9 protein-coding genes, 1 pseudogene and 2 riboswitches are annotated in these 12,450 nt (G+C 32.9%); of the genes and pseudogenes, 5 read left to right on the forward strand and 5 right to left on the reverse strand.

All coding sequences use genetic code 11. The annotated features are described in order from the left end of the window. Positions 1 to 60 precede the first annotated feature (60 nt). The gene (locus AC1QSP_RS03170) at positions 61 to 1,677 is read right to left on the reverse strand and encodes an LIC_10190 family membrane protein (protein ID WP_484079750.1); all 1,617 of its coding nucleotides are present in this window, start codon (positions 1,675 to 1,677) and stop codon (positions 61 to 63) included. 109 nt (positions 1,678 to 1,786) lie between these two features. Between AC1QSP_RS03170 and AC1QSP_RS03175 the strand changes: the two genes are divergently transcribed. Then, positions 1,787 to 2,152 (forward strand): DUF1573 domain-containing protein, encoded by a 366-nt coding sequence (locus AC1QSP_RS03175; protein WP_484079751.1) that lies wholly within the window; start codon positions 1,787 to 1,789, stop codon positions 2,150 to 2,152. A gap of 46 nt (positions 2,153 to 2,198) precedes the next feature. Here AC1QSP_RS03175 and AC1QSP_RS03180 read toward each other — a convergent pair whose 3' ends face one another. Continuing rightward, entirely contained in the window at positions 2,199 to 2,855 is a 657-nt protein-coding gene (locus AC1QSP_RS03180; RefSeq protein WP_484079752.1) for a metal-dependent transcriptional regulator, read from the reverse strand. 99 nt (positions 2,856 to 2,954) lie between these two features. On the opposite strand from AC1QSP_RS03180, the gene AC1QSP_RS03185 reads away from it, so the two are divergent. Both AC1QSP_RS03185 and AC1QSP_RS03190 read left to right on the forward strand, forming a co-directional pair. Further along, entirely contained in the window at positions 2,955 to 4,997 is a 2,043-nt protein-coding gene (locus AC1QSP_RS03185) for a TonB-dependent receptor plug domain-containing protein (protein WP_484079753.1), read from the forward strand. Beyond that, complete coding sequence (locus tag AC1QSP_RS03190; protein WP_484079754.1) at positions 4,994 to 5,446, forward strand: thioredoxin family protein; 453 nt, start codon at positions 4,994 to 4,996, stop codon at positions 5,444 to 5,446. The genes AC1QSP_RS03185 and AC1QSP_RS03190 overlap by 4 nt, the downstream gene beginning before the upstream one ends. Positions 5,447 to 5,471: 25 nt before the next feature. Here the strand turns inward: AC1QSP_RS03190 and AC1QSP_RS03195 are convergent, their stop codons facing one another. From AC1QSP_RS03195 to AC1QSP_RS03205, 3 genes and pseudogenes are all read right to left on the reverse strand, one after another. Beyond that, entirely contained in the window at positions 5,472 to 5,675 is a 204-nt protein-coding gene (locus AC1QSP_RS03195; protein WP_484079755.1) for a hypothetical protein, read from the reverse strand. A 3-nt stretch (positions 5,676 to 5,678) separates the two neighbouring features. After that, positions 5,679 to 6,650 carry a homoserine dehydrogenase gene (locus tag AC1QSP_RS03200; protein WP_484079756.1) on the reverse strand — a complete coding sequence of 324 codons (972 nt, stop codon included), beginning with the start codon at positions 6,648 to 6,650 and terminating at the stop codon, positions 5,679 to 5,681. Positions 6,651 to 6,671: 21 nt separating this feature from the next. Continuing rightward, positions 6,672 to 7,814: pseudogene (locus tag AC1QSP_RS03205) on the reverse strand (trans-sulfuration enzyme family protein). A gap of 148 nt (positions 7,815 to 7,962) precedes the next feature. Next, positions 7,963 to 8,064, reverse strand: a riboswitch (SAM riboswitch). 405 nt (positions 8,065 to 8,469) lie between these two features. Continuing rightward, positions 8,470 to 8,569: riboswitch (SAM riboswitch) on the forward strand. A gap of 48 nt (positions 8,570 to 8,617) precedes the next feature. Here AC1QSP_RS03205 and AC1QSP_RS03210 point away from each other — a divergent pair. Next, positions 8,618 to 9,616: a homocysteine S-methyltransferase family protein gene (locus AC1QSP_RS03210; protein WP_484079757.1), complete on the forward strand. Its 999-nt coding sequence runs from the start codon at positions 8,618 to 8,620 to the stop codon at positions 9,614 to 9,616. After that, positions 9,604 to 12,267 (forward strand): methionine synthase, encoded by a 2,664-nt coding sequence (metH, locus tag AC1QSP_RS03215; RefSeq protein ID WP_484079758.1) that lies wholly within the window; start codon positions 9,604 to 9,606, stop codon positions 12,265 to 12,267. Before AC1QSP_RS03210 ends, metH begins: the two co-directional genes overlap by 13 nt. The last annotated feature ends 183 nt before the right edge of the window (positions 12,268 to 12,450 follow it).

Here is a 12,450-nt window from a genome sequence, read left to right on the forward strand (position 1 = left end):
TTAGATATAAAGAATCGATCAGTTCTGGATGTTGATTTTGATAGGGATAAAGGGCGATTGTTATTTAATTTTTCTCGAATAATAAATCATATAATAATACTTCGTTAAATCAAATATATCTCTATTGGAATTCTTTACTGCTTTAAATCCTGATTTGATCTCATGATGATTAATATTTTCTGCATGATACCCTTGATACACATAGCGATCAATCAGCATCTTATTAATATTTAAGGGATCAACATCACATGATACATCATAATTCAGTATCACTCGATAAGGCGCATGAAATAATGTTACGTTTTGGTATTTGACATCCATTTTCTGTGGTTTCAAAAGTTGTTCGAATGCATAGGGTTGCATCAAACGTGCATAACTAACTTTATTATGATTTAAATTGGGATAAAGGATTAATATGAATGCTGAAATAACAATAAAGGGTTGAATCACTTTCAATTGAATTTTAAAATTCCATAAAAAAAGAACTCCCAAAATCACTATTCCATCTAACAAAAACCGATATTGTACAGTAATTAATGCAAATAAAATTACTTTTAGAACCCATAATAAAGATAATAATTTCATAGATCCCTGTGTCATAAATTGATGGATAAAATATATGATCATTAGACAAGAAAATGCAAGAAATAAAAATATACTATAATGCATATTTTCAAATAAATACATGTAATATTGCTTTAAAGACAATGTTTTAAACCATTCCATATTGATATCCCTTACATGTTTAAGAGTGACCAACCTTCCATCAATGGCTGATATATCATAAATGGATTCAGGGATCGAATGCGTTAACGATTTAATATTCCCTATTTTTAAAGGAAATATAAGATTAGCCGTTAAATAAATGTTTTTAAACAAAAATAATAACGCTAAAACCAAAACAATTCCATACGCATTCTTATGATTTTTCCATTGTTTTATTGAAATAATGAAGATGTATACCGGTAATACGAAGGCAATTGGTTTTATTAAAATAAGAATTGCACTATAGATTAAATTTTGATGGAGAATGTCCTTATGAGAAATCAACACTTGAGAAATCATAAGGATTGAAAGCACAAACACCGCTAAATCTGGTGAAGGAGATGTAGTAAATAAAAAAAATATTGGTAGAATTAGTAAAAGCTGAAAACGTTTTATTTCAATAACATATAGGATATAAATAATCATTAAAAAAACATTGATTTTGTAATATCCATCGATACTCTCATTAAAAGAGGCTTGAATAATATGCCATAAAGAATGTTGCCCTAAATTAAAATCAAAATTAGCTATTCCTTTTACTAACCCATATTGATCTAACCATTTGATTGTCGGTAAATAATACGAATAGGTATCAAACATAAATGCATTCATACTTCCGACTAAACAAATAGTAGCGAATATAATCAAGAATGATTTACCCCTCTCCCATGATGTTTTCCATCCTTTCTGAAGAATAAATAATGTAATTCCAATGGTCAACAAAATAACCTCGTAATAAATATTTAATGGTATGAATATTGCAAAAATCAAGGATAGAATACCTATTGAGAATAGTCCATTGATTAATCGAATACTCAATAATTGGTTTTTATTCATCAAAGGATCCATTAATTTTCCAAATCCGTATGAAACGATGAAATAAATAATGGATGATATAATTAGATAGAGCATGTATCGGTGTTAGATTGCCAATTTAACAATTTGATTAAAATTTTGGAAATTTTTAATGGGTAATCAAAAAATGTTTTTATAAATTTGATTAAGAAATTTAGACTCAATTATGAAAAAAATAATGTTATTAGGTGCTTTTGCAATGGGTATGTCTACTTTATTTGCACAAGAACTTAAATTAGGATCAGAAAATTTAGAATTAGGAGATGTTAAATTAGGAACAACTGTGAATTCAGTGATGAAAGTAACCAACACAGGGAAAGAGCCATTAATCATTAAAAGTGTAGTGGGTTCATGTGGATGTACTGTTCCAGAATTTCCAAAAACTCCTATTGCTCCAGGATCAACTGCTGACATTAAAGTGAATTATTCAGTAGGTTCTGTCGCAGGAAACTTTAATAAAACAGTTACAATTACATCGAATGATGTGAATGCATCTCGTACAATCTTTAGAGTTAAAGGTACAGCAAAATAATATGTATACATTTAAATAAAAAAGGAAGTCCATGGACTTCCTTTTTTTATTTCACTAATAATTTATTTGTAACCATTTGACTTAAAAATTCATGCTTTTGATTTTTTAAGAAAATAACTTCCATGGTTCCATCAAAATTTTCAATTGTCTTGATTTTTAATCGATCACCTAATCGTAAATCTTTTGAATTCAGGTAAATTAAAAATTCCTCTGAAGAAAATGTAACTGCAGAGAATTCTACTTCATCCCCTGCCTTAAATTCTGAAAGTTTTTTATAATTTATGGTTTCAAATCGACCTTCACGGTCCGGAATTGGAGATCCATGCGGATCAATTTTAGGATAATTTAATAATTCATCCATTTTATCAAAAAACAATTCACTGTTAATATGTTCAATTTGTTCTGCTATTTCATGAACATGTTCCCAACCAAATCCCATTTTATCGACCAAAAACATCTCCGTTAAACGATGTTTACGCACAATAAGCGCTGCTTTAAGCACCCCGATTTCAGTTAATCGAAGAGGTTTATACGATTCATAATGAACCAACCCCTTTTCAGCTAATTTCTTCATCATACTATTAACTGTGGGCATTTTTATTTCTAAATGTTGACTTAATTCTTTAACGTTTACATCACCAACTCCATTTTTAGAAAGATGAAATAAAGCTTTAAGATAGTTTTCTTCAATCAATGAATTCATATAACAAATATAAACGATTCTTCCATAACAAATTGTTTTTATTAAATTAATATTTTGTTAGATTTGTCTAACTTTTATTTTCAACTTAATCATCTATTTATGTTTAAACAATATACAACGACATTCATCTTAGTATCAACATTTGGAATGGCACAAGAAATAAAGATTGATTCCGTACAATCAGAAGATAATGGATTGTTAGAAGAAGTGGTTTTAACGGGAACAATGAAACCTGTATCCCGAAAAGAATCTCCTGTTCCGGTGGAAGTTTATACACCAAAATATTTCAAAACTAATCCGAATCCATCATTATTTGAATCCATCGGGATGATTAATGGAATTCAACCTCAAATCAATTGTAATGTATGTGCAACTGGTGATATTCATATCAACGGAATGGAAGGTCCTTACACAATGATATTAATTGACGGAATGCCAATTGTATCTGCCTTATCAACAGTATATGGTTTAAATGGTATTCCAAACAGTTTGGTCGAGCGTATCGAGGTTGTGAAGGGTCCTGCATCATCATTATACGGAACTGAAGCAATGGGTGGTTTGATAAATATCATTACTAAAAATCCCGCCAAGACCAACACATTTCATGCTGATTTGTATACAACTACATGGCTAGAAAATAATGTCGACTTAGCTTATAAATTTAAAATAGGTGAAAATGTAAATAGTTTATTAGGTGTTAATTATTTTAAATACGCTAATAAACAAGATAAAAATAACGACAACTTTACAGATATCACGTTACAAGATCGTGTATCGATTTTTAATAAATGGAATTTTGAACGTCAAAGTAACCGTATTGCTCATCTTGCAGCTCGTTATGTGTATGAAGATCGTTGGGGAGGTGAAATGCAGTATAATAAAAAAATACACCGAGGTGGAGATGAAGTCTATGGTGAAAGTATTTATACCAACCGAGCCGAGGTAATCGGTATGTATCAATTACCTACCACCGAAAATATTTACACACAATTTTCTTACAACTACCATGAGCAAGATTCTTATTATGGCACTGATTATTACCATGCAAAGCAGCACGTTGCTTTTGGGCAAATGTATTGGGATAAAGTAATTGGAAAACACAGCCTTTTAACTGGTGTTACCTTTAGATATACGTTATATGATGATAATACCATAGGAACATTAAATCACGATGGCACGAAAAATATGCCGATGGAAACTCCATTACCAGGAATTTTTGTACAGGATGAGCTTACGTTTAATCCAAAGCATAAATTATTGTTGGGGTATCGTTTTGATTATGATAAAAACCACAAAGGCATACATTCTCCACGAGTAGCTTATAAATTTGCACCCCATAAAAAACATACTTTCAGAGCAAGTTTTGGCACAGGATTCCGCGTTGTTAATTTATTTACAGAAGATCACGCGGCTTTAACTGGTTCACGAGATGTCATCATTAAAAATGATTTAAATCCAGAAAAATCTTACAATGGTAATTTGAATTATGTGTACAATAAAACGTTTGGTTTTGGTCATTTTAATTTAGATGCTACAGCTTTCTATTCTTACTTTACGAATAAAATTATTGGAGATTTCGAAACGGATCAGGATTTAATTATTTATGATAACTTAGATGGACATGCAGTATCACAAGGCGTATCGTTGAATGCAGATATTGTTTTCCAAATTCCTTTACGTGTAAATGTTGGTGTTTCTTACATTGATGTTTATAGAAAAGAGCGTAATGAGGAAAGTATTTTAGAAAAAACTCAACAATTACATTCACCAAAATGGTCAGGGAATTATACCGTATCTTATACCTTTCCTAAACGTTGGAAGGTTGATTTAACAGGAAATTGGTATGGTAAAATGCGCTTACCTATTTTAGAGAATGATTATCGCCCAGAATATTCTGATACCTATATGCTGACCAATATTCAGGTAACTAAATCTTGGAATCAATTTGAAATATATGGTGGAGTTAAAAACTTATTCAATTTTATACCAAAAGATCCATTAATGCGTCCATTTGACCCATTTAATAATGATGTACTTAATCCTATCACTAACCCGAATGGATATACATTCGACACTGCATATAATTATGCTCCATTACAAGGGGTAAGAGGTTTTATTGGTTTAAGATATATGATTCGATGATGAAACATCTATTGGCTATACTTTTTTTTATTTTTTCGTCTTCCACTCAAGCACAAATCAGTCTTACGGAATTCAATTTCAAATTTAAAGAACAGCCTAAAATTATCATTTTATATTTCTATACTGATTGGTGTAACATTTGTAAAATTCAAGAGACGCAAATTGAAAAAAATGAAAAAATTCTTGAGTTCTTACAACAAGATGTATATTTTTTAAAGTTTAATGGAGAATCTGAAGATCCCATTGATTTCTTGGGACAGAGATACATTCCTATTCAAAAAGTCAAAACACATCCATTTGTAATCGAATTTATTTCACAACATGAGGTTTCTTATCCTTTATGGATTGTATTAGATCATAATCTCGACGTTTTAGGTAAATTTTCAGGACTGATTCAGAAGAAAAATTTTGAAAAATTAATGCTTCAAATAAAAAAGAGTAATCCTTAGATTACTCTTTTACACCACAAAAAATTTACTCAAAAACGATGATGGATAATTGCGGATGATGGATGAAATCCTCTTTCTTTAATTCATCAAAAGATATCTTCCCAATGATGTAATGATATCCTGCACCATCAAAACGTTCTTCAATATGTTCTAATTTATTGGTTATAAAATCTAATGAGAATTTAGAACCGATATATATTTTTCGATAACCGTTTTGATTATATATCAAAGGTTAATCCAATTTTTTACGCACTTCATATTTATAATCATACTGTAGAGCAGATATATCACTTAATACAGCCGAAGAAGTTGGATAACGTCCTGCCCCTTTACCATATAAAAATTGTTCATCAGATAGCGAACTTCCAATTAAAACACCATTGTATTCATTATTCACTAAAGCTATGGTCTGATCCAATTGAACAAACGTGGGTAAAACTGTTGCTTGTAATTCGTTGGTCTCTTTTATGATTTTTGTATTGGCAATTAATTTAATCGCAAACCCTTTTTCTTTCGCATATACAAAATCTTTTTCTTGTAATGCAGTTATACCTTTACGAATTACTTGTAAAGAGTCAATGGTTGTTCCAAAAGCATGCAATGTAACAATCGATAATTTTTGAGCTGCATCAAATCCTTCTACATCAGCAGTGGGATCAGCTTCAGCAAATCCATTCACCTGAGCAGATTTCAACGCATCTTGATAGGATGAATTTTCTTGCGCCATTTTAGTTAAAATATAGTTCGTCGTACCGTTAACAATTCCTGAAACATAGTTCAATAAATCATTATCAAAATACTCTTCTAAATTTCGAATAATCGGCACTGAACCACAAACTGAAGCTTCATACAAGAATGAAACCTTATTTTTTTCTTGTAATACTAACAATTCTACATGATGTTCGGCAATTACTTTTTTGTTGGCACTCACAACATGTTTTCCATTTTGAAGTGCTTTTTTTATAATGTGATAAGCTACGTCTGCATCAGAGATTAGCTCGACAACCACATTGATTTCAGGATCCTCTAATATTGAATTAGGGTCCGTAAAAAATAGTTCAGAAGGCGCATTTCGTTTTTTTTGCGCATCCTTGATGACAATCTTTTTGATGTTTGCGTTTAATTGAGGTTTTTCTTCTAAAACTTTATAAATACCTTCACCAACGATTCCAAATCCAAATAATCCGATGTTTAATTTCTTCATGGTAGTAAATTGTAAGAATGATTAAACATTAACGAATTTCAATTGGGCAATAGCTTGTTCGATGTCCTGCTTTAGATCCTCTACGTTTTCAATTCCTACGGATAAACGAATCAATGAATCTTGCACGCCCAATCTTAAGCGTTTTTCTCTCGGCACAGAGACATGCGTCATTTAGGCGGGATGACACTATAAACTCTTCGCACCCCCTAAACTTTCTGCTAACTTAAAATAATGTGTACTTGTAACAACTTTAACAGCTGCCTCTATAGAATCTTCTTTTAAGGTAAATGATATAATCCCTCCGAAAAGGTTATTTTGTTGTTTTTTGGCAATGTTATGATTTTTATGATCATTCAATCCTGGATAATAAACTTGATCGATTTGTGGTATACTTTTCAAGAATTGAGCCAACTCTAATGCATTTGATGAAATTCTTTCATACCTTAATTCTAAAGTTTCAATCCCTAGTATCGTTAAAAAGCAATCCCAAGGGCCTAAAATTCCTCCAGTGGCATTTTGTATAAATTTGATTTTTTCACCCAACTCTTTAGTTTTTGCGACCACAATACCTGCGACTAAATCCGAATATCCAGCAATGTACTTTGTACCTGAATGTATTACGATATCCGCACCTAAAGTAATAGGATTTTGTGCTACTAGACTTGCAAATGTATTATCAACTACCACGAGAGCTCCATTTGCATGAGCAATGTTAGCAATAGTTTCTATATCCGAAATTTTTAACGTTGGATTCGTAGGTGATTCTAACCAAACTAATTTTGTACGCTCTGTAATGAAATCAATAATATTCGTAGCATCTGATGTATCTACGAAATGGATTTTAATTCCTAACTTTTCATATACCTGTGTAAATAAACGATAGGCACCTCCATAAATATCATCCACAGCAACAATTTCATCACCTGTTTTCAACAATTTTGCAACAGCGTCTATTGCTGCTAAACCTGTTGCAAAGGCATAAGCCGAATGACCACCTTCCAATTGAGCTATAATATCTTCTAAAGACTTGCGAGTTGGATTATTAGAACGTGCATAATCGAATCCTTTATTCAAACCTGGAGCTTCTTGTACAAAAGTAGAAGTTTGATACACTGGTACTGAGATGGATCCTGTCAATTGATCAACAGGAATTGAATGTAAAATTTATGTTGCTTTACTCATAAAATGATTGTTTTAAAAACAATTATCAAGTAAAGAAAGTGGGTAAAAAAAATATTGGTTCAACCATGTCAGTGAAAACATAGCTGAACCAACATGAGACTGTATAATAATTGGTTGGTTACAAGTCTTTCACTCATCTTTCCTATTATAAGGATGGAATTAGCACCTTGATCCGTCGATCAGGTTGCTAAAGTTTCACAGGGCCATATCCCTCCACTTTTCTTGATAAATTGAAAATTTTAATGAACTATTTCTGGAAACAAATTTAAGTGAAGATGGTTTGAATATCCAAACATTTAAAATGTTAAAATTAATATTTTTTCTATTTTATTAATTTTTTAGTTATTTTATATTTATATTATTCTATTAATATATTTTTTATAGATTTTTATTCCGATTATTCTATCAGAAGTAAAAATCATTTTATTCTTGATAAACTCTACAAGTCCTATAGCATTTTTAGAAAGATGATTTATTTTCTATAAATTTTAATTCCAAATTAAAATTATACAGATTAATTAGAAATTATTTCATTTAATAGAGGTTTAAGCTGTTAAATAATTAATTTTAATCTTACTATTAATTCACTATTTAGAAAATTTTTCGGATTATGATTAAAATTGATACATTTGCACTGACCTTATGACGAAAGATGGAGGGAATAGGCCCGAAGATATCTTAGCAACCCAAATTTAGTTGGGTGCTACATCCTACTCTACTCAAGAGAAAAATAAGGAAATGGAAATCACTTCTACTTTCGCTCATAAGTATAATCAATTTATACAATGACTTTAAAAGATATACTAAAAGAGCGAATTGCCATTTTGGATGGTGCGATGGGAACCATGATCCAAAAGTACCATTTACAGGAAGAAGATTATAGAGGTGAACGATTTAAAGATTTCCACACTTCATTAAAGGGGAACAATGATTTATTAGTTCTTACTCAACCTCAAATCATCAAAGATATTCACCGCGAATATTTAGCTGCCGGTGCAGACTTAATTGAAACCAATACCTTCAACGCCAATATCATTTCGATGCAAGATTATGATATGGTGGATTTAGTCGATGAATTAAATCGTGAGGCCGTTCGTTTAGCAAAAGAAGCTTGTGCAGAATATTCTACACCAGAGAAACCTCGTTTTGTGTTAGGTTCTTTAGGTCCTACGAATAAAACAGCTTCTATTTCACCACAAGTCAATGATCCAAGTTTCCGCGATATTGATTTTGATACCTTAGCGCATGTGTATTATCGTCAAGCAAAAACGATGATCGAAGCAGGTGTTGATGCACTTTTAGTCGAAACTATCTTTGATACGTTAAATGCCAAAGCTGCATTTTACGGAATTCAAGATGCATTAGAAGAAACTGGAGCAGCTATTCCTTTAATGGCTTCTGGTACCATTACCGATAAATCAGGTCGTACGCTTTCAGGACAAACAACAGAAGCTTTTTTAATTTCATTGGAGCATATCGATTTGTTATCGGTTGGTTTAAACTGTGCATTAGGCGCAACAGATTTAATTCCATACTTAGAAGTCTTAGCAGATAAAGCGCCATTTTATGTGAGTGCTTATCCCAATGCCGGACTGCCAAATGCGTTTGGTGGATACGATGAAACCGCAGAAATGATGCGCGAACACATCAAACCGTTTTTAGAAAAAAAATTAGTGAATATCATCGGAGGTTGTTGTGGGACTACACCAGATCACATCCGTATGATGGCCGATATCGCCAAAGAATATGAACCAAGAAAAATCGCTGTACAATGTCAGAAGTAAAAATTCAATTAGCCGGATTAGAACCTTTAATTGTACGTGAAAATTCAAATTTCGTAAACGTTGGTGAACGTACCAATGTCACAGGTTCGAAAAAATTCTTACGCTTAATTAAAGAAGAAAAATACGAAGAAGCGTTGCAGGTTGCCCGCGACCAAGTCGATGGTGGAGCACAAATCATTGACATCAATATGGATGAAGGAATGATTGACGGTGTAGCAGCAATGACGAAATATTTACGTTTAATCGCTTCAGAACCGGATATTTCTCGAGTTCCCATTATGATTGATTCTTCCAAATGGGAAATTATCGAAGCGGGTTTAAAAAACGTTCAAGGAAAAGCAATTGTCAATTCAATTTCCTTAAAAGAAGGAGAAGAATTATTCATTGAACACGCCAAAAAAATCAAACGTTTTGGTGCTGCTGCCGTCATTATGGCTTTTGATGAACAAGGTCAAGCGGATAATTACGACAGACGTATCGAAATCGTGAAACGTTCGTATGACATTTTAGTGAATCAAGTCAAATTCAATCCCAAAGATATCATTTTCGATGTCAATATTTTCCCTGTTGCAACGGGAATGGATGAACATCGTCGTAACGCGATTGATTTCTTCGAAGCCACTAAATGGATCAAAGAAAATCTTCCACACGCTTTAGTATCGGGTGGCGTTTCAAATGTCTCGTTCTCGTTCCGAGGTAACAATGCGGTTCGCGAGGCCATGCATTCGGCTTTCTTATACCACGCGATTCAACACGGAATGGATATGGGTATTGTGAATCCAGAAATGATTGAGATTTACGATGATATCGATCCTCAATTATTAGAACATGTAGAAGATGTTTTACTGGATCGTCGTGAAGATGCCACAGAGCGCTTAATCGAGTTTGCGGAAGGATTAAAAGGCATTACGAAGGAAAAGAAAAAAGATGAAGCATGGCGCGAATTACCACTGGAAAAACGAATCGAAATTGCTTTAGTCAAAGGTATCACAGAATACATAGATGAAGACACTGCTGAAGCGTTAGAACAAATCGGTTCTCCCCTACGCGTCATTGAAGGTCCTTTAATGGATGGAATGAATGTCGTTGGAGATTTATTCGGAAGCGGTAAAATGTTCTTGCCTCAAGTTGTAAAATCGGCGCGCGTAATGAAGAAAGCCGTGGCTTATTTAACGCCTTATTTGGAGGAGGAAAAATTAAGAAATAAAAGCGATAAAGAACCTGCCAAAATATTAATGGCCACTGTAAAAGGAGATGTTCATGATATTGGTAAAAACATCGTTTCTGTTGTTTTAAGCTGTAATGGTTTCGAAATTATCGATTTAGGGGTAATGGTTCCACCTGAACGAATTTTAGAAGAAGCGCAGAATCATAACGTTGATGTTATTGGACTTTCTGGTTTGATTACGCCTTCATTGGATGAAATGGTGCACGTAGCCAAAGAAATGAAACGTTTAAACTTAGAGATTCCATTAATGATTGGAGGTGCAACCACTTCTAAAGCGCATACAGCGGTGAAGATTGCTCCTGAATACGATAAAGTAATTCACGTGTTAGATGCTTCTCGCTCGGTTACCGTTTGTCAGAAATTAATTGGACAACAACAAACTGAATTATTAGAAGACACACAAAACGATTACAATAAAATTCGTGAAGGATTCTTTAATCGTGCTGTTGCCAAAGATTATCTAACAATTGAAGAAGCGAGAGCCAATAAATTAAAACTTGATTTTAAAGAAAATGCGCCTTTCAAACCCAATCAATTGGGTGTGTTTACGCACACAGCAACTGTAACTGATTTAAAGAATTACATCGATTGGACGCCATTTTTCCAAACGTGGGATTTACATGGGAAGTTTCCAGCCATTTTAGAAGATGAAGTGGTTGGAACTAATGCGAAGGAATTATACATCGACGCTTTAGCAATGTTAAATAAAATTGAAGCAGAAAATCTAGCAAAGCCTAAAGCGGTTTTCGGTCTATTTAAAGCGAATACAATCAACGATGATACGATTGAATTAGCAGATGAACATGGAACCAAAATCGATGAATTTTACACCCTACGTCAGCAATCGAAAAAATCGAAAGATGCTCCTAACCTATCCATTGCTGATTTTATCGCTCCGAAAGATTCAGGAATTGAAGATTATATCGGATCATTTGCGGTTACAGCTGGAACGGAGATTGAAGATTTCGCGAAATCATTTCAAGATAATTTAGATGATTACAATTCGATTTTAGTCAAAGCGATAGCCGATCGTTTAGCGGAGGCTTACGCAGAATTTTTACATCAAGAAGTTCGAACGAAATATTGGGGCTATGCAGCAGAAGAAAATTTAGAAAATTCGGAACTAATTGCTGAAAAATACAAAGGAATTCGACCTGCGCCTGGTTACCCTGCTTGTCCTGACCATTTAGAAAAACAAACAATTTTCAAAATTTTAGATGTGGAGAATAATGCTGGAATTCAATTAACGAGTTCATTGGCCATGTATCCAGTATCTTCGGTTTCAGGGTACTATTTTGGAAATCCAAAAGCCAAATATTTTGGGGTTGGAAAAATCAAAATGGATCAAGTGGAAGATTTTGCACAACGCAAAGGAATTGCTATTGAAGAAGCGGAACGTTGGTTAAGTCCGAATTTAGCGTAAGAAAGTTGTGAGTTTTGGGTTGTAAGTGATGAGTTTATCCTTAAAATCAATAATACAAGATTCTTTGACAGGCTTAAGATGACAAAACACGATTAGTCAAGCTGAATTTAGTTCAGCTTCTCATCAAAATGAATTAATCAGGATGTGATTCTGAAACAAGTTCCTTTAGATTTGAAAATCTTA

It is taken from the genome of Faecalibacter sp., assembly GCF_057177045.1.